We start from the raw sequence: 18,875 nt of genomic DNA, 5'->3' as shown, positions 1-18,875 counted from the left end.
AAAGTTAAATCTTTGTACTTTTCATCATTATTTAATGATTTAACAAAATTTTCTACCTCTGTAATTTTTTCTTTAACTTTTTGTTTTTGTTCATCAATTAAAGCTTTTTTGGCTTCATATAAAACATTTTGTGCTTGATAAACTTCTTCAAGCTTAGATATTGAAGCTTTTAATTCATCCTTGGTTTTAGTATCACTTGATTTTACTTCATTAGCTGTTTGTAGTGCTTCTTCTAAATGTGTTTTAACTTCAGCATAATCGTTATTGTTTTTTGATTTTTCTAGTAACGTTTGTGTAGCTGTAATTTTTTCTTGAAGTTGCTCCTTTAATTTAGAAATCTCAACAGATACATTTTCTTTATCACTTTTTGCTTTTGCTAATTTTTTAGTAAACGTATCTAAAATTTCATCTAATTCTGTTTTTGTTTTTTCTACATTTTCTTTAGCAGCGGGTCAAGTTTTAATTGCTTCTTCTAACTCAGTCTTAATTGAAGCGTAATCACGATGAAGCGATAAATCAGAATTAATATATTCTTTAATTTCTTCAACTTTTTGATTTATGATGTTTTTCTTTGTTTGTATTTCTTGGTCTAGTGCTGATTTTTTAGTTATTTCATCTTTTAAATCGTTTTTAACTTTTTCTAACAGTGTATCTAGTTCTTCTTTTGTTTAGATTGTAAGTTTTTATTCTTAATTGTTTCTTCTTTTAAGGTAGTTAATGTAGATTTTATAGTTTCATAATCACTATTTGTAGGTAAAGTTTTTAACAATTCATCAACTTTTACAAGTTCATTTTGAATATTGTCTTTAACAACATTATGTTGTTTTAAAATTTCCTCTTTAGAATCTTTAACTGCTTTTATTGCATCATCTAATTGTTTGTGTAATTCTAAAATTTTTGTTGATGTATTGTCATTTGCATCTTTTAAATTAGATGTTTCAGTAATTTTAGCTTCTAATTTTTGTTTTTCTTTCGAAAAATCAGTATTAACATCTAATTCTTTTGAAAATGATTTTGCTTCTTCGATTTTTAGAGTTAATTTCTCTTTTGAGTCAATAATATTTTTTTCTTCGGTTGCAGCAACTAATTCTTGAACTAATTTTTCATATTCAGTTTTTAATTCATCAGCTGTTTTCACATTTGAAGCTGTAAGTGGAGCTATTTTTTCTTTAATACTATTTATTCTAGGTTTTAGTGATTCATATTTCGAAACATTTTCTAAAGAAGTTGTCAATAAAGCTAAAGCACTTGAAAGTTGTTTTAAATTATCTTTTTGTGCTTCAATTAATTTATCTTTTCTTTTTGTTTTTCTTTTGCTGTTTCTAACGCACTAGTGATTGTAGATAAAATATTAGCTAAGTCTGAAATTGAATTTGTTAAAACATCTTTGTCAGTGCTTGCTTTATTTTTTGCAGATTCTAATATGGATTTAAACTCGGTGTAGTCTGCATTTTTAGATAATTCTGATAAATAAGAAGTTATTTCTTGAATTTTTTCTTCTACTTCTTTTTTCTTATTAGCTAATTGTTTATCAGTGTTGTTTTTATTAGTTTTTGCTTCTTGATGTTTTTCATTAAGTTTATTAGCGAAAGTTGTTAATTCTTCATTAGTTTTTGATTTAACATCTTTTATTGAATTTCATTCAGTTTTTAAAGCCTCTAGTGAAGTTTTAATTGTTTCATAGTCGCTTACATTTGGCATTCCAGCCAGTGTTTGTTCAACTTTTCCTAACTCCTCAGTAATCTTAGCTTTAGTTTGGGCTAATTTAGTCTCAGCAGCCTCTTTTTTAGCTGTTGCTGAAACAAATGTTGATTTAAGGTTAGTAATTAATTCCTCTAATTTCGCTGAAGTAATATTTTCTATGTCTTTTGCAATATTAGTTTCTTTTAATTTGTTATTTAATTCTTTTTTAGCTTCTGCAAAGTCAAGATTTTCTTCTAAGGTTTTTGCTAATTCAGTAGCTTTAACTATTTCAGCTTCTAACTCAGTTTTTTTATCAATAACTTTTCTTGATTCAGTTGCTTTTTCAATATCTAATTGAAGTTTTGATAAAACTGCTTTTAGGTCTTCTGACGTTTTTGTTTTATCAGTTGAATTATTTAATGATATAACTTTAATTTCGTTTAAACTCGTTTTAAGTTCAGAATATTTTTCATCTTCTCCTAAGCCTTGGATAAATTGATCTAATTCAGAAACTTTATTAGAGATTTTATCTTTTTCTGCTTTAATCAATTCATCTTTAGCTTCTTTAGAAGTTTTTGCTTCAGTTAATTTACTATTTAAAGAATTGGTTATTTCTTCAAGTTTAGCAAGGCTGTTATTTTCTTTACCATTATCTTGATTTGCTTTATCTAAAGAAGTTTGAAGTGTTAATTTTAGTTCTGTATAATCTTTGTTTTCAGGTAGTAAATCTATAAATGTTTTTGCTTCATTAATTTTTTCTGATAAACTAGCTTTTTTAGCTACAAATTCTGCATCTTTGACTTTTTTATCTTCATTTGCTTTATCTAGTTTTGTGCTAATTTGTTCTAAAAACTCAGTTAATTGTTGTTTATTTTTAGAAACATCGTTTTTTATTTTGTCATATTCGGCTGATAAAGGATTTAACGCACTTTTTATAACATCATAATCACTTATAGAAGGCATCTTTGTAATAAAGTCTTTAATTTCATCAACTTTTGCTTTTATTAATTCTTTTATAGCATTATTACCAGTTTCTAATTTTGCTTTTTCAAGTTTAGTTTTATCTATTGAATCATCTAAATCGTTAAAAATAACTTCTAATTCATCAAATGATTTATCGGCTTTAATTTTATCTGCTATTTCTTTGTTTTTTGCATCTAAAGTATTTTTTATTGCATCAAAATCTTTATTATTTGATAGTTCAGTAACTAATTGTCCAGATTCTTTAAGTTTTTCTGTAATTTCAGTTTTTTTGTCAAGCACTTTTTTACTTAATTGTGTTTTAGCAAGCTCTTTAGATAATTTTTCTAATGATTTTTCAATTTCATTAATTGTTTTAGTTTTATCTGTTGATATACTTTTTGATTCATTTTTTTGTTTTTCTAAATTCTTTTTAATTTCTGCGTATTCAGTTTTATTGCCAAATATTTCTAGTAATTTATTTGTTTCATTAAGTGTTTCAATTAATTTGTCATTTACAACTTTAATTGCTTCATCTTTTTCAGTTTTTTTAGTTTTTGCACCTTCAAAAGATTGGCTTAAAGTAGTAAATAATCCGTCAAGTTTGGTAAGTGTTTTATCATTGTCTAAATATTCAGCCTTAACATTATCAACAACCGCTTTTAAAGCGTTGTAAATATCTTGATGTTCAGAATTAGATTTTAATTCACCCAGAAGGGTTTCTGAAGATGTAAGCAGTTTCTTGATTTCATCTTTTTTATCAATTTTTGCTTTGTTTTCCTTGCTTTCTTCTAATTTAGTGTTTAGGGCTTCAAGTAAGTTATCTAAATCGATTTTAGTTTTATCTGCTAAATCTTTTTTAGATTCAGTCGATACAACAAGTTTGTCTAATTCATCTTTAAACGATTTATATGATTCATTGTTTTTTAATGTATCACTATAATTTTTAGATTCATTAATCTTAGCATTTAATGCTTCTCTTTTAGCTAAATGTTCCTTATCTATAGAAATTTTTGATGCATTTGCTTCTAAAATTCCTTCTTTTAATTTAGGTAAATCATCAAGTAAATCATCAAGTAATTTTGACTCATCTTTAAGATCTGATTTTGTTTTGTTAATTAATTTTTCTAATTTATCTTTCGCTTCTTTGTAATCAGCATTAACATTTAATGAATTTAATATAGGTTCAGCAGTAGCAACTTCAGAAGTTAATAATTCTTTGAGTTTTACTCTGATTTTTGAAGAAATTTCTTCTAATGAATTATCTAATTCTTTTTTTGCTTCGATTAATACATCAGGATTGGTACTTGCAACTGAATTATTTGCTTTTAATATTGCGTCATTTAATAATCTAGTAAATTCAGTATATGCATCACCATTTTTTTTGTTATTTAAAGTAGTTGCTTTCTTAATTGATTCTTGTAAAGCTTCTTTTGAAGTTTGTAATAAATGTAATCTTTCACTTTCTTTTAATTCTACTTCTAATAATTTTTTAGCAGTATCTACTTCATCCTTAATTAACTGAACTTAATTTATCTTTAGCTTTTTCGATGGCAGTATTTAAACTATTTTTTGCCGCACTTAAAGAATCAGTAGTTAATGAATCTTTAAATTTAGTTGATTTATCAATTAAATCTTGTAATTCTTTTACCGATGTTTTTAGTTCAGCAGCTTTTTTAGTTTCTTCTACTAGTGCATGTAAATTTTCTTTTGTTTTTTCTACTTCTTCAACACTATTGCTTGTTAATTTATCTCTATCTTTATTTATTTCGTCTTTTAATTTTTTCTTTAACTCCGCATGTATGTTATTATCTAGTGTATTAAGTGTAGTTGTTGCTAAATTTATTTCTTCGGAAAGTTCATTTCTAGCATCAGTTAAAATATTATTTGTTTTAACTACTTCTAAAACTTTATCTAATGTTACTTTAGCATCCTCTAGAGTTTTAACTTCTTGTTTTGATTTTTCAGTTTCAGCTTTTGTAATAGCATCCTCTAACTGTTTAAGAATAGGTTTTTTGGTTTCGCCAGTTAAATTGTCTTTGAATGAATTAGCCTTATTTATAGATGTTTTTAACTCTTGTTTTGCATTTGCAACTAATTGGTCTTGTTTAGCTTTTTCTAATGATTTATCTAATTCCTCTTTAAGTTTTTGTACTTTTTCTAAAGTAGATTTATCAGCTTCTTCACCAACTTTTTCTAATGCAGTTTCTAAATCTTTAACAATAGAGGCGTGAATAGGATTTGTTAAACTTGTTTTTAATGCATCCACTATTTTTTTGCTTGCTTCAAGTTCTTTTTTAGCATTGTCTAACTCATAATTACTTCTGGCATTTTGAATAGCTATATCTAATTCTGTTTTAGCTGCGTCAACATCTGATGTATTGGTAGAATCTTTTAAGGATTTTGCTTTTTCAAGAGCTTTATTTAGTTCTTCTTTTGTTTTAGTATGTGTAATATCGTTTAATGATTTTAATAATTCGTCACCACGTGCAATACTTGTTTTTAATTCATTTTTAGCAGTTTCTAGTAAAGCTTCTTTTTGAACTTCTTTTAAAAATTCATTTAATTTTGTGTTTTCTTCTGTTAATTTATTCTCATCTGAATTGTTATTAGATACTAAAGTTTTAGGAGTGACAAGTTTTTCATCAATTTTTGTTTTTAACACTACAAAGTATTTTTCGTTTAAAGAATCTTTGAATCCTTCAAGAGTTTTTGCTGTAGCTTCCAATTTTTCCTTAGCTGTTTTTATTTTATTATTTTTAATTGCTTCTTCTAAAGCTTTATCTAAAGTGACTTTAGAAGTTTCTAATTCAGTTTGTTCTTTAGATTCTTTCTTCTCTTTTGCTTTTGTAATTGCTTGCTCTAAAGTCGTTTTTATACCATTATTTTCATCATTATTTAGCTTTGAAAAAAACGCTTCTGCTGATGCAATTGAAGTATTTAATTCTCTTCTAGCATTTTCTACTAACATTTCTTTTTTGGCTTTATTTAAAGCTTCATTTAAAGTTTTTTTAGCATCATCAATTTCTTTTTCTATTGTTTTTTCTTTTTCTATAATTGCTTGTTTTACAGCCGTTGATAATGCTTCTTTGATTGATTTGTGAACAATAGGATCTAATTCTTTGTCGAAAGCATTAGATAAATTAATAACAGTATCTAATTCATTTTTAGCGTTTTGTATTAAAGCATCTTTTTTAGCTTTTTGTAGAGCTTCATCTAAAGTTTTTCTATCTTTGTCTATTTCTGCATAGTTATCTTTTTTAGTATCTTCAGTAGCTTTTGTTATTGCTTTATCTAAAGTGTCTTTTATTGATTTATATGAAGCTTCATTTAATGTACCGCTAAACGCTTTAGCTCTATCAATAACAGTATTCATTTCATTTCTTGAATTTTGTGTTAAAGTGTCTTTTTCAGTTTTTTTAATTGCTTCAATTAAATCTTTTTTAGCCTGATCAATAACTTTATAATCAGTATTTTCTTTAGCTGCTTTAGCTTTATTTATAGAAGAATCCATAAATTCTTTAATAGTTTTGTGTGTAGGTAAGGTTGTAGCTTTATAAAGTTCTTCTGCTTCTTTTATAACTAAATTTAACTCATTACGCGCGTCTTGAGCCATATCATCGTTTTTAGCTTTTGTTAAAGCTGATTTTAATTCGTTAATTGCTTTGTCAACTTCATTTAATAAGGTTGATGTATTTGCTTTTTTAGCTTTTTCTATTGCTTTAGAAAATTCTTCTTTAATAGATGAATGAGTAGAATTGGTTAAAGAATCTTTAAAAGTATCTGATTCTTTTAGTAAATCATTTAATTCATCTTTAGCATTAAGTAATTCTGAATCAACTTTTGATTTTTTAATTAATTCATCAAGTTCTTTTGTTTCTTGATCTATACTTGCTTTATTATCACCATTATGGGTCTTTTTAGCCTTATCTATAGCATCTTTTAATGATTTATGTAAATCTAAATGACTAGATCTAACAGTATTTTTAAATTCTTGAGCTTCTTTTATTTTATTATCTAATAATTCTTTTGAATTAGCCAATTCTCTAGCATCTTTAGCATCTTGGTCTCTTTTTTCATCTTTGGCTTTATTGATTTCATCAGTTAAATCTTGATGTGCTTTAGTTAATTTCTCTAAAGCAGATACTTCTTTTGTTTCTTCTTTTATCTTTTTAGCTTCTTTTTCTTTAGTTTCTAAAGCATCTTTTAAAACTTTATATTTATCAACAACAAGAGTTTTTAATAATTCTTCTGATTCTTTTAAATCAACATCTAATCTCTTCTTAGCATCTTCTAATTTTTTATCATCATTATCTTTTGCTATTTTTGCATTTTCAGCGGTATCAAAGGCTTTGTTTAAATCTTCTTTAGCTTTTTGTAATTGTTCTTTTGTGCTTTGAGCATTATCAAAAACACCTTTAGCTTTTTTAATTTCATCTTCTAAAAGTTTTTTAATATCTTTATATTTATCATCTTTTAATTCAGCACTTGATAATTTTTCAGCATCTTTAATTTCATTATCTAGCGCTTTTTTCATATCATCATATTCTCTTTGAATATTATGATCAATGGCATCTTTATCTCGTTTTGCCACATTTAAAGCTAGATCCGCATCTTGCTCAACTTTATCTAAATCTTTTTTAGATAAGGTATTTAAGCCCCCCCTGAAGAGTTATCTAGGTTACTTAGTGCGTTTTCTAAAATTGTTTTAGTATTTTTATAAATGTCTTTACTTAATTGTTCATTGGCAAACTTTTTAGCTTCTACAATCTTTGCTTTTGCAGCTTCTAATGCTAATTTTAATTCATTGTCTTTTAAATCGTTGTCTAACTGTTCTTTAGCAGTTTTAGCATCCTCAAAAGCTTTTGTTAAATCTTTTAAGGCTTTATCTAATTCCACTGCACTTTTTGTAAGATCTAGAATATCATTTTCTGAATTTTCTAGTTGTTCGTCTAAGTCAGATTCAATATCTTTGTATGGAGCAACTATTAAATTTGCATCTCTATATTTTTTAGCTTCTAAAACTTTTTCTTTTAATTCTGCACGTTTTTCAGCAATAATTTTATTGTCTAAAACATGCTTATCTCTTTTAAGTTTTGAAAATTCTTTGTCTAATTCTTCGTAATCTTTTTTAAGATCAGCAATTGATTTAGACTTATCATTTAATGCATCATTTGCCTTTTTATTTGCTGCATCAAATAATTTTTTAAGATCTTTGTAAATGTCTTTATTAGTTAAATTATCATTTGTATATTTAGTTGATTTATCAATTAATTCTTTTAATTTGTCTTTATGAGCTTTTAGGTCCTTAACTAATTTTTCTTTTTCAGTTCTAGCATCAAATAAGTTTTTGTCCAAATCCTTTTTAGCCTTATTTAACTGTTCTATTGTTGAATTAGGATTACTAATTACTTTTTGTGCTTCATCTAATTGAGAATTAAAATCATCATTCACTGCAGAATGAATTGGTTGATTAAATTCTTTTTCTCCAATTTGTCTATAAGCATCAACAACTGCCTGTAAATTCTTTTTAGAATCTTTTAATTTATTTTCTGATGGTTTAGTTTTTAGAGGTACAACAACATCTTTATTAATTACTTTTGATTTATCTTTTTTATCAGTTATCTTAAGTTTAACATTCATTATGTTTTTGATTGGATCAACTTTAAATCCTTCACCTAAAACTTCAATATTATATTTTGTTGAATCAATGTTATTAATTGTAAAAAACTCTGAATCATTAAATTTTAATTTAACTTCTTTAAGTGTTTTTTCAGGGAAATATTCATTATTATCTACCTGCAATTTTGTAAACAAGTCAAACGGATTGACTAATTCATTTTTATTTTTTTCTTCGTTTGCGTTCTTTGTTAAAAGAACTGCTAAAGCAACACCATTTGCGGCAATGGCGGCTGCTAAAGCTATTGATAGTAGTTTCTTCTTTTTTTGCATATAAAATCCTTTATCTTTTTTTATGTTCTTATATTATATTCTTTCAAATGAAAAAAATGCAAAATGTAAATAAAATTACCATAAAAAAATTTCATAAGATATTTTTTATAGAAAAAATTTTAAATTTCTTTTTTATATGCTAAAAATAAATGAAAATCTTTAAAAAAGTGTCAAAAATTAACTAAAAAAATATATGTGTGTTATTCAAAAATAAGAAAAAACTGATATATTTTTAATAATTTTCGTGGTGATTTTTTTTATTTTCAGCCGAAATGCAAATTTTTTGGTGATATTGTTAGGTTTATTATTATTATTAAAAATTTTAGATTTTGATTATGTTAAAGAAAAAAATACAACCATAATTCAGTTGTATTTTGTAATTGAGATAAATTATAAATAATTCTACTTCTTATCAGCTATTGCTTTGTCTACATAAGCTAATGATAGTTTTTGCGATAATTTTCTGGCGTTTGTTTCTCTTTGATTTAGTCCAGCAAATCCTTTAGCCACCGCTACAGCGTTTAATCTTTCATTTTCTAAATATTTAACAATGTGGTTATATTTTTCTTGACCTTTAATTACTATTAACATTTCTTCAGCTTTGGCAATTTCTAATTCTAAAGCATCCTGTGTTCTATCGGCTATATGCTTATCAACTTGTGCTAGTGAATAAGCAACAATTAGTTTATCTAATTCGCTTGCTTCTTGTTCTTTTGAGAATCCAGAAGGATTAGATTGTGCTAATTTAACTAACCCTAGAACTTTTGAAAGTTCAGCATTTAATTTTTCATATCTATAATGCCCTGCAGTGTCACTTAAAAACTGTTCACTCATTCTTATAAGTTTGTCTAATTCACTTAATTTTTCTTCATTAACTAAACCACGGTCAATTATGTGTTTGTCTACAAATGCTAATGAAGTTGCTACATGTAATTTATCTGCAGCATTAGCTTCTTGTTCGGCACTCATGTTTCCTTTGAATTTTAAAATTTTAGCATCTAAAAGTGCTCTAGCTAATTGTGAAGCGATCTTGTCATACTTAGAATCTTGTTTAAGTACAGCAAATAATTCTTCTGCACTCATAATTCTTTTATCTAATTCAGTTAATTTGGCATCTTTTGGTCTATCAGCAATACTTTTATCAACTTCAGCTAAAGATAAAATAGTATTCAATTTATCCTCAGCAGCAATTTCTTTAGCTTCAGTAAATTCAGGGTCAGTTTGTACTTTTTTAGCATCAACCAATGCATCTGTTAAATAGTTTGTAATAGGTGCATATTTTTCTTGATTTCCAAGACCTTTTAAAAATTCTTCTACTTGTTTAATTTTTTTAGCTAAAACTCCTAATGAAGTTTCTTTAACTGGTTTATCAGTTATGTGTTTATCAACAGCAGCTAATGATAAAGCAACATTTAATTTATCAGCTTCTTTAGCTTCTTCTTCTGAAGTTAAATTAGGGTTTTTGTTAACCTCTTTTGCATTCTTTAATGCTTTATTAAGCTCATTTTTAATTGGTTCATATTTTGAATCTTTTTCAAGTTCTAATAATAGTAATTCACTCTCATTAATTTTTTCTTGAAGAACACCGCTTTTAGAGTTTGGTTTTGATGGAGAACCAGGATTTGTTGTTCCGTTTGCAGGGTTTTGTATTTCTCAACGATTTGGGTTAGCTTTAACTAAAAGTGATACAGCAACAGCATTAGCTGCAAGTAAAACTGCTAAAACTACTAATAATAATTTTTTCTTTTTGTGCATAAATACCTCACGAATTTTATATTTCTTATTATATTTTAATAAAGTCAAAAATATTTTTAATATGTATTATCTTTAATATTTTGAAAACTTCACTTTTAAAAAGCTTTATTTTTAAATATTTTGCAAATAATCTAAAAATAGATTTATACAAATGTTTGATTTTGGTTTCTACTTTTCATTATCTTTTAACATTGTTTGATATAATTTTTTCATGAAAATATTCGTATCAAACAACACTAGTCCTTATATAAATTTAAGTATAGAAGAACTATTAGTAAAAGATGAATCAATTACAGATAACATTCTTTACATTTATCAACATAAAAACGCAATTATTATTGGAAAAAATCAAAATGCACATGAAGAAATAAATAAAGACTTTGTTGAGCAGAACAAAATTGAAGTTTCAAGAAGGTTAAGTGGTGGTGGAGCTGTTTACCATGACTTGGGAAATATTAATTTTTCATTTATTTCTAAAAATGTAAATGGTGGAGATTATTTGGCGTTTTTAACACCAATTATTGATTTTTTAAACTCACTGGGATTAAACGCACAATTCCATGGAAGAAATGACTTATTATGCAATGGAGCAAAAATAAGCGGTAATGCGCAATACATTTATAAAAATAAAATCGTTTCGCACGGAACACTTCTTTTTGATGTTGATTTAACAAAACTTTCTAAAGCACTTAATCCATCTAAACTAAAGATTGAATCTAAAGGAATTCAATCGATTAGATCAAGAGTAACAAACATAGCTAAAGAATTAAACTATTCAATGGATGTAAAAACATTTATTGAATCATTGGTTGATTTCTTTGTAAAAAAATATCAAGCACACAACGAAGAAATACCTTTTTCAAAATATCAAAAAGAATTAGATGAACTTCAAAAACTTAGAAGTTCTGAATCCTGAATCTTCGATAAACAAGCTAAATTTAGTGCACAAAACATTGCTAAGTTTCCTGGTGGAATTCTAAATGTTAAATTTAATGTTGAAAACAGTGTTATTAAAAACATTAAATTTGAAGGTGATTTTTTAAGTAAACTTGATGTTAGTCAAATCGAAAATAAATTATCGGGCGTTAAATTTAGTAAGGCCGAAGTTAAAAAAACCATATTAGAATTTGAACTAGAAAAATATTTTGGAACACTTACAATAGAAGAAATTTTAAGTTTAATATTTGGTCAAAATGAATAAAATTAAATTAAACAATTTTGAAATAAATTATGTTTTAAAAATAAATAATGATGATAATAAAATTGTTTTGTTTTTACATGGATTTGGTGATAGTTGAAAAACTTTTTTATCTATAGGCAAGATAAATAAGGAAAAAATTAATTGAGCATCTTTTGATTTTCCAGGTTGTGGTTTATCTTCATCAAAAAACAATTTAACTTTAGAAGAATATTCAAAAACAACTGAAGAATTTATTTTAAAAATTTTAAATAATTATAAAAAAATAGTTGTTGTTTCACATTCATTAGGTGCTTGAAGCGCTCTTAAAAATCAGAATTATTTTTCAAATATAATTTTACTTTCTCCATTCAACTATAGGTTAATTGACAAAAATCAGCATTTAGTAGAATTAGATGAGTGATTACTTCCCAACACATATAATCAAGCTCAAGAAGCTTATTTATCTCTTTTTAACAATCCCTCAGAAATTATTAAGAAAAGTTCAATTTTATATGCTAAAAGACAGATGAATTCAATTGAAAAATTTAAAAATGTATTTTCTTATATGGTTAAAGAAGAAGTTTTAAATAAAGAGTGACTTTTAAATAACCTAAAACCTCTATACAATAGCAAAAAAAATATAAAAATAATTTCAGGAACAAATGATAAATTTACCTTAATAGATGACTTAAAATTACTTAGAGAAAACAATAATATAGAACTAATAGAAATATCAAATGCCGGACACGCCATTTTGTTTGAGAAAAGCACTTCAATTTATAATGAAATTTTGAAAGAGTATAAATAAAATTCGGTTGCCCGAATTTTTTATTTAACAATATTTAAATATTTTTCATACTGTTCTTTATTGTTCATCTTTAAAAAGTGTAACGATACTTTTCTATCAATTAAAATTTTATAAATTTTTCCTTCATCTATTTCTTCTTTTTGTTCCATAGGCATTAATTGTTTTACTATATAAATTTCTTTTTCAATAGCTTCTTTTGTTATCTCTTTATAAAACTTTTTAAAAAAGTATTGATCAATGAAATATGAAAATATGCTTGAATTTACAAAGAATTGAACTTGTTGGTTAAATGTTTCTTTATCAACTTCTTGTTTTTTTCCTTTGTAATAATTTTTTAATAATTCTCTTTGAGTATACTCTAACGATCTTACTAGAGCTTCGCTAACTCTTAAATCTGGAGTATTAAGTTTTTTCATAAAGTGTTGATAAATTTGGTTTTTATAATCATTTAAAGCTATATTGTAAAATTGCTCTCCAGCTATTTTTTCAATATATGCTTCTACTTGATCTAAGTTTTTTAATTCATCAATATTTAGTAGATGTAAATTACTTTGGGTAATAGGTTCTACTTTATATTTATAGATATCTAAAATTGTAATTTTATGTTTTTCATCTTGAAAAGAGTCGCCTTTTGCTGAATTAGTTTTTTTAATAAGAATATTAAATAATTCATTTTCTTTTTTTACTAGTCTTTGATCTTTTTCATTGGTTTTTAAATCTAAAATTTCTACACTTAGTGAATTAGTTTGCTCATCTATCTTATCTTGACTTATTCTAAAATTGTATGCAGTCATAATTGTTTTTGCAAAAGTTTTAACCGCATTATAATCGCCATTTAGTTTAAATTCTACATTAACATTTTCATCAAACATTTTTTTGTCATATTCTGTATATTCAAAAAACATTAATTTTGCATTTGCTGATTCTATATTTTTTGTTGCGCTTATGACTATTGGATCTCTAAAAAATCTATCATGTTTTACTAAATTTGTTTGTAAAAAATTGTTGCTATTTTCATTAATAAAACGATTTAGTGCATAAGATAAAATTTTTTCTTGATCAATTTTTTCTTCCTTAATTGCTTGTAAATAATCAAGTGTTTGTTTTTGTAATTTAATTCAATCTTCACCTTGTATACTGAATTCTTTTTCTACTTCTATAATTTTCATATTTCCCCTTGTGATAATATTTTACATTAAAAATTAATCTTGTTAATTTATGTTTGTTTTAAACTAAAACTATTTAAAAAAGTTTATAAGAGTTAAGTAAAAAACATTTAAAAATTATAACTATGATAATTCACTTTTTACATATTTGTCTTGATCATAGAACAAAAAAGAATTATTTTGTATTCATTATTAATTTCTATTTTGTTGAAACCAATTTTTAACTCGCCTTTTACTTTAAAACTAATCTTGTCAATTTACTTGCATTCTTTTGAATTCTTGGAATAAAATAAATTTCTTTTAAAAATATTTTTTCACTGTTAATATTGTTTAATTTTTTAAAAGATTTAAGATCTGAATCAGAAATTAAATATTTTGAATTGTAGTAAGAACTATTTGAACAAAAAAATAACAATTTTTTTACTTATTATAGACTTTGTATATTCTTTTACAACTTGAGTTGGAGCTGAATAAATCCCTTCACCATAATTCGGGTTAGTATATGTTTTTTTAAATGTTTTTGGAAAAAAATTAAATTTGATCCTACTAAACTTAAGAAAATATAATTATTTTTTGTTATCAAATTTCCTTTTTCAGTAAGTATACCAATTGCATTTTTATCATTTCTAATATTATAAACAATTGGTTTACTATTTAAATCATTCCTTTCATGTATGTCACCTAAAATTATCCTTAACTCTCGTTTTATAGTATTTTTAGATAAAAATTATAATTTAATATATAAATTTATGAATTTTTGTTCTCTTGTTTTTTCAAAAAGTGTTAATTAAAAAATATATATACTTTTTACTAAAAGTGTCATATTGATTAATAATTAATATATGTATACTTAAATCATAATTTATTAATTATTTACTTCTTTTTAGAATCATTTTATAAAAATCAACAATAATTTTTTTTATATTATAAAAATAAAGGTACCATCCACCTTTATTTTTATTAATTATAATTCTACAAATCTTGCGATTAATCCTAATACAGCTCCTGCTACAGTAGGTGCAACAACTGGAATTCATCCATATTGTCAGTTAGCTGTAACTTTTTCTCCTTTAATAGGCATTAATGTGTAAACAATTCTTGGTCCTGCATCACGTGCTGGGTTAATAGCATAACCTGTTGTTGATCCTAATGAGAATCCAATTGACATAACAATAATCATAACAACTAATGGTCCTGCTGCTCCTAAAGTTGCATTACCTTTAGCACCTAATGCCATAATTGTTCCAATTAAAACAACTGTTCCAACAAATTCCATACCAATGTTTTGTGCAATTGCTTCTGGATAAGCTGGCCCTGTTGAGTGACAGCTTCTGATTGTAGCTGAATCTGTTTCTAGCATATGTTTGTATGTAATTAAGTTTAAAATTACTTGACCAAACATTGCTCCTATGAATTGTGAAACTATGTATACTGCAATAGCTTCTGGTACTACAGCGCCTTTTACTGCAAAAGCAACTGTAACTGCTGGATTAAGGTGTGCTCCTGATCCAAATGCGTTTCCTACAAGTACACCTAGAAGTACAGCCATACCTCAACCTAGTGCTATAGGAACTCAATTTCCGCCTTTTGAAGCGGCAAACATTTTCTTATATCCAACTGCGGTACATACACCATTACCTAATAAAATTAGAATAGCTGTACCAAAGAATTCACCTAAGAAAACTTTTAGTAGTTCATGCATTATTTCTCCTTATATTATTTTCGAAATTAAATTTGAAACTGAAAAACGTTTCTAACTAATCATATAGAAATAATTCCATTTTTAGATAATTTCCACATTTTTGGCATTTTATGCATATGTTTCCACAAATTTTATATATTCATAAAAAAAATATGTTTGAAATAACTTTAAAAAACTAACTTTTTGGTTAAGTGTTTTAATTTAAAATAACCAAAAAGTTAGTTTTTGGTACTTTTTTTTGCTGTTTTCAAAATAAAAAAATTTTTAAAAATGTGGAATCTTCTTGAAATATGGAAAAATTGGAATAATTTCCATAAAAACCTTTTTGTGTTCTATAATGAAAAGGAACGCATTTGGTTCAAAGGAGTTTTTAATGAAAAAATATGACGTTGCTATTATAGGTGGTGGTATCATTGGTGCCAGCATTGCCTACGAATTAAGCAAATATAAATTAAGTACAATTATGTTTGAGAAAAATCCTGTATTAGGATCTGAAACATCATTAGCAAACACAGGTTTATTGCATGGAGGATTTGACCCTGAGCCTCACAAAATAGAAGCAAGAATGAATGTTGCTGGTACAAAAAGATGAGTTGAAGAATGATTTAAACACTTACAATTCCCAAGAGTTAAAGTAGATTCATTAATTTGTGCATTTAGCCAAGAAGAAATGAAACACATTCACATGTTATATGACCGAGGATTAGTTAATAAAGTTAGAAAAGAAGATATGCAAGTTTTAAGTCCTGCACAAATTCAAAAAAGAGAACCTAACTTATCAAAAGAAATAGTTGGTGGATTATTGTGTACTTCATCATGAGCTATTGCCCCAGTCGAAGCTACAAAATGTCTTGTAGGAGCATCATTAAAAAATAATTTAACTTTAAGAAAAAGCGCAAACGTTGTTAAAGTTAAGAAAAATAAAGACAACCTATTCGAACTCACATTAGCTTGTGGTGAGGTTGTTTTAGCTAAAAAAGTAGTTGATGCAGCAGGACACTTTGCTGACACAATTGCAAACGAAAACGGTTTTGATGATTTCAAACAAACAACAAAAAGAGGTGAATACAGAGTTCTTACAAAATATGTAGATAATTTAGTTAATTCAGTTGTATTTATGGTTCCAACAATACATGGTAAAGGTGTAGTTGTAGCTCCAACTTTAGATGGACGTTACATTATTGGACCTACAGCAGAAGATGGAGTAGATAAAAAAGATACAAGATTAGTAACAAGAGAAAAATACGACTACATTGGAAAAATTGGTAAAAAACTTGTTCCTGATTTAGCTATTGAAAACACAATGATGACACTAGCTGGTTCAAGACCAATTGATATTGAAACAAATGATTTCGTAATCAGAAAAAGTAAAAATGATCCTGACTTTGTGATAGCAGGAGGAATGCAATCACCAGCGCTTTCATCAGCACCTATTATTGCAGAAGAAGTAGTGCAACTATTAGGACTTAAACTTGAAAAAGCTGAAAAATGAGATCCAACTTTTGAAGTTTTAACATAAAAAATAAGGAGAGAAAATGATAAACGACAAAAAATATATTATTACCTTAGATTCAGGTACAACATCATGTAGAAGTATTGTTTTTGATGATAAAGCAAATATGCTAAGTGTATCACAAACAGAATTTACACAATACTATCCAAAAAGTGGATGAGTAGAACACGATGCACTAGAAATTTGAAATACTCAACTTTCAACAATGCAATCTGCAAAAAACAAGGCAGAAATTAAATCAAATAACGTTATAGGTTTAGGAATTACAAACCAACGTGAAACAGTTGTTCTATGAAATAAAGAAACAGGACTTCCAGTATATAACGCTATTGTTTGACAAGATAGAAGAACAAGCGAATACTGTGAAGGTTTAGAACAAGATAAAAAACTTGTAGAAAAAATTAGAGAAAAAACAGGACTTATTGTTAACCCTTATTTCTCAGGAACAAAAATTAGATGAATTCTTAAAAATGTTCCACTAGCTAAAAGAACTTTTGAAGAAGGACATTTATTAGCAGGAACAATCGATACATGATTAATTTGAAAATTAACAGGTGGAAAAGTTCATGCAACCGACGTATCTAATGCTTCAAGAACATTATTATTCAACATTAACACAATGGATTGAGATGATGAATTATTAAAAACATTTGAAGTACCAAGAAGCATTTTGCCTGAAGTAAAATCTTCTTCAGATGAATATGGTATTGTTACACCAACTCTATGATCAAATAGAGCAACAGGTCAAGTACCTATTACTGGAGTAGCTGGAGATCAACAATCAGCATTGTTTGGACAATTATGTTTTGAAAAAGGAATGGTTAAAAATACCTATGGTACAGGGTGTTTTACACTTATGAACATCGGAGAAAAACCAATTTTATCAAAAAACAATTTATTAACAACAGTTGCTTGAAAATTAGGAAAAGAAAAACCTGTTTATGCATTAGAAGGATCAGTATTTATTGCTGGAGCTTCAATTAAATGATTAAGAGACTCATTAAGAATCGTTTATGATTCAGCAGAATGTGATTTCTATGCAAGTTTAGCTGCTAAAGATGAAACACACGACGTTATTGTTGTGCCATCATTTACAGGACTTGGTGCACCATATTGAGATTCATACTCAAGAGGAGCAATATTTGGACTTGAAAGAGGAACAAGAAGAGAACACATTATTAAAGCTACATTAGAATCTGTTGCATTCCAAAGTAATGACTTGATTCAAGCTATGTCACGTGATATTAATGCAAAAATTCCTGTTCTAAAAGTTGATGGTGGAGCATCTAATTCAAATTACTTAATGCAATTCCAATCATCAATTTCAGATATTAAAGTACAAAGACCTAAAAACATTGAAACAACAGCAATGGGAGCAGCATTCTTAGCTGGTCTTAAAGTTGGATACTGAAAAAATGTTGAAGAATTACAAAGCAAAATTCAATTAGGAGCTGAATGAACACCTAAGCTACCTAAAGAAAGAGTAGAAAAACTATTAAAAGCTTGAAAAGTCGGGGTTACAAGAACACTAAACTGATTAAAAGACATTGAATAATTAAAATAAAAAGGCCTCACCAGCCTTTTTATTTTAATTTAATTTCTTCTTCCAATTTTTCCACTAAATTTAATCTATTATTAATGTCTATTTCGTTTATTAGTCACCCATTATAAACACACATTTTTTTAAATTCTTCTATTCTGTTTTTCTCATTGATTTCTTTTAGTGTAATTACTATTCCAAAACGTATGTTTTTACCATCTTCTCTACTCAAACGATTTGTTTTTCTAACTTCAATTCCTCATTCTTTCTTTGTAAATGATTTTTTTGAAGAAAATTTTTTGGACAATATTCTATTATTGATTTTACATTATCTCACTTTCGAAACAATTTTCTACCCTGAGATTCAGACAAATAATTTAAGGAATTTATGCTTTTAAAGGAAATTAATTTTTTAGTGTTTAATTTAACTATTTTTTTATTTTTTATTCTTCCAAAGATAATATCAAGTTCTGTATTAGTATAATCAACTCCTTGCTCTTTGCTACATTTTGGAAAATAACACATTGTTGCTTTTGCATAAAACGGATATTTATTGTCAACTAATGGAACCGGTAAATTAAAATTATAAGACTTTCATTCGTTACTAATATCAGAA

At 26.3% G+C, this 18,875-nt stretch carries 15 protein-coding genes; 7 read left to right on the top strand and 8 right to left on the bottom strand.

The genetic code is table 4. From position 1 onward, the window contains the following. Positions 1–652: 652 nt before the first annotated feature. Together MALL_RS03075 and MALL_RS03070 are read right to left on the bottom strand one after the other, a co-directional pair. A complete protein-coding gene (locus tag MALL_RS03075; RefSeq protein ID WP_005683849.1) occupies positions 653–1,234 on the bottom strand; it encodes an AAA family ATPase in 582 nt (193 codons plus the stop codon). A 50-nt stretch (positions 1,235–1,284) separates the two neighbouring features. Continuing rightward, entirely contained in the window at positions 1,285–2,946 is a 1,662-nt protein-coding gene (locus MALL_RS03070) for a hypothetical protein (protein ID WP_005683784.1), read from the bottom strand. Between MALL_RS03070 and MALL_RS03065 the strand changes: the two genes are divergently transcribed. The 3 genes from MALL_RS03065 (at position 2,936) to MALL_RS03060 (ending at position 4,174) form a co-directional block, all read left to right on the top strand. Continuing rightward, positions 2,936–3,319: a hypothetical protein gene (locus MALL_RS03065; protein ID WP_005683846.1), complete on the top strand. Its 384-nt coding sequence runs from the start codon at positions 2,936–2,938 to the stop codon at positions 3,317–3,319. The genes MALL_RS03070 and MALL_RS03065 overlap by 11 nt on opposite strands. A gap of 66 nt (positions 3,320–3,385) precedes the next feature. Beyond that, complete coding sequence (locus tag MALL_RS04455) at positions 3,386–3,586, top strand: hypothetical protein (protein ID WP_156785636.1); 201 nt, start codon at positions 3,386–3,388, stop codon at positions 3,584–3,586. Positions 3,587–3,862: 276 nt separating this feature from the next. Next, the gene (locus MALL_RS03060; RefSeq protein WP_040545600.1) at positions 3,863–4,174 is read left to right on the top strand and encodes a hypothetical protein; all 312 of its coding nucleotides are present in this window, start codon (positions 3,863–3,865) and stop codon (positions 4,172–4,174) included. Here MALL_RS03060 and MALL_RS03055 read toward each other — a convergent pair. From MALL_RS03055 to MALL_RS03045, 3 genes are all read right to left on the bottom strand, one after another. After that, positions 4,157–7,237, bottom strand: a complete 3,081-nt coding sequence (locus MALL_RS03055; protein ID WP_040545598.1) for a hypothetical protein — start codon at positions 7,235–7,237, stop codon at positions 4,157–4,159. The genes MALL_RS03060 and MALL_RS03055 overlap by 18 nt on opposite strands. 59 nt (positions 7,238–7,296) lie before the next feature. Further along, the gene (locus tag MALL_RS03050; protein WP_005683965.1) at positions 7,297–8,595 is read right to left on the bottom strand and encodes a hypothetical protein; all 1,299 of its coding nucleotides are present in this window, start codon (positions 8,593–8,595) and stop codon (positions 7,297–7,299) included. 402 nt (positions 8,596–8,997) lie between these two features. Further along, on the bottom strand, positions 8,998–10,350 hold the full coding sequence (locus tag MALL_RS03045; protein WP_005683767.1) for a hypothetical protein: 1,353 nt from the start codon (positions 10,348–10,350) through the stop codon (positions 8,998–9,000). Between the two features lie 211 nt (positions 10,351–10,561). Between MALL_RS03045 and MALL_RS03040 the strand changes: the two genes are divergently transcribed. Then, positions 10,562–11,551, top strand: coding sequence for a lipoate--protein ligase (locus MALL_RS03040; protein WP_005683987.1), 990 nt, complete (start codon positions 10,562–10,564; stop codon positions 11,549–11,551). Next, positions 11,544–12,338: an alpha/beta fold hydrolase gene (locus tag MALL_RS03035; protein ID WP_005683796.1), complete on the top strand. Its 795-nt coding sequence runs from the start codon at positions 11,544–11,546 to the stop codon at positions 12,336–12,338. The genes MALL_RS03040 and MALL_RS03035 overlap by 8 nt, the downstream gene beginning before the upstream one ends. Before the next feature lie 20 nt (positions 12,339–12,358). Here the strand turns inward: MALL_RS03035 and MALL_RS03030 are convergent, their stop codons facing one another. Both MALL_RS03030 and MALL_RS03020 read right to left on the bottom strand, forming a co-directional pair. Further along, complete coding sequence (locus tag MALL_RS03030; protein WP_005683712.1) at positions 12,359–13,507, bottom strand: trigger factor-related chaperone; 1,149 nt, start codon at positions 13,505–13,507, stop codon at positions 12,359–12,361. A 961-nt stretch (positions 13,508–14,468) separates the two neighbouring features. Further along, a complete protein-coding gene (locus MALL_RS03020; RefSeq protein WP_005684003.1) occupies positions 14,469–15,206 on the bottom strand; it encodes an MIP/aquaporin family protein in 738 nt (245 codons plus the stop codon). Positions 15,207–15,579: 373 nt separating this feature from the next. On the opposite strand from MALL_RS03020, the gene glpO reads away from it, so the two are divergent. Both glpO and glpK read left to right on the top strand, forming a co-directional pair. Next, positions 15,580–16,725, top strand: a complete 1,146-nt coding sequence (gene glpO, locus MALL_RS03015; protein ID WP_005683894.1) for a type 2 glycerol-3-phosphate oxidase — start codon at positions 15,580–15,582, stop codon at positions 16,723–16,725. Positions 16,726–16,744: 19 nt separating this feature from the next. After that, the gene (gene glpK / locus MALL_RS03010) at positions 16,745–18,274 is read left to right on the top strand and encodes a glycerol kinase GlpK (protein WP_156785647.1); all 1,530 of its coding nucleotides are present in this window, start codon (positions 16,745–16,747) and stop codon (positions 18,272–18,274) included. 28 nt (positions 18,275–18,302) lie between these two features. Here the strand turns inward: glpK and MALL_RS04565 are convergent, their stop codons facing one another. Beyond that, on the bottom strand, positions 18,303–18,566 hold the full coding sequence (locus MALL_RS04565) for a hypothetical protein (protein ID WP_005683985.1): 264 nt from the start codon (positions 18,564–18,566) through the stop codon (positions 18,303–18,305). Positions 18,567–18,875 lie beyond the last annotated feature (309 nt).

It is taken from the genome of Mycoplasmopsis alligatoris A21JP2 (genome assembly GCF_000178375.1).
GTDB lineage: Bacteria > Bacillota_I > Bacilli_A > Mycoplasmatales > Metamycoplasmataceae > Mycoplasmopsis > Mycoplasmopsis alligatoris.
Note: the sequence above shows the minus strand (reverse complement) of the source record. Positions and strands in the feature narration are given on the sequence as shown.